The following is a 521-nucleotide window of genomic DNA, read 5'->3' as shown; positions in this document are numbered from 1 at the left end:
GCCTTGCCATGCCCGATCACATCGCAAACGGCTTCGGCATACAGGCGCGCGTCTTGCTTGCTCACCAGTCCATAATTCATCGTTCTTTTCTCCCGCCGAAAATTCGGCTGATAGTTCGTTTTGCAAAGCCGGTGATTTCGTTGACGGTGTGTGGCCATGCCACAGCCGATAAACCGGCGAGAGTGATTACGTTCAAAATTGAGATGTTGCCCATAGCGCCGTAAGCCCAGAGGATGATGGCCACGATTACGCCTCTCAGAACGTCTCCGATGAGGCGGCGCGGGTTGATAGGGGTTTCGGAAAGCAGGGCGCTTGATACCACCCCGGCGGCCAGCATGAGCAAGACCAGCCAGAGATCAGGATTTCCATATTCGATAGCTGTGTTCATGACTCCGCCACCCGCGTGGCGGGTAATAAAAAGCCCCGCACTTAGGCGAGGCTGTTGATTATTGTTTTTCTATCTCGGAGACCGTCTGTAAAAATCGCTCCTCTTCCAGCTCTACGCCGATGGCTCCGCGTCC

At 54.7% G+C, this 521-nt stretch carries 1 protein-coding gene; it reads right to left on the bottom strand.

Annotated elements, in window-relative coordinates; all coding sequences use genetic code 11:
• Positions 1–76: 76 nt before the first annotated feature.
• Entirely contained in the window at positions 77–388 is a 312-nt protein-coding gene (locus tag ABD006_RS17935) for a hypothetical protein (RefSeq protein ID WP_023339388.1), read from the bottom strand.
• Positions 389–521: the final 133 nt, after the last annotated feature.

Origin of the sequence: Salinibacillus aidingensis, from assembly GCF_039522525.1 — a bacterium.
Lineage (GTDB): Bacteria > Bacillota > Bacilli > Bacillales > Alkalibacillaceae > Salinibacillus > Salinibacillus aidingensis.
The sequence above is the reverse complement of the archived record's forward strand: the minus strand, read 5'-3'. Positions and strand labels throughout refer to the sequence as shown.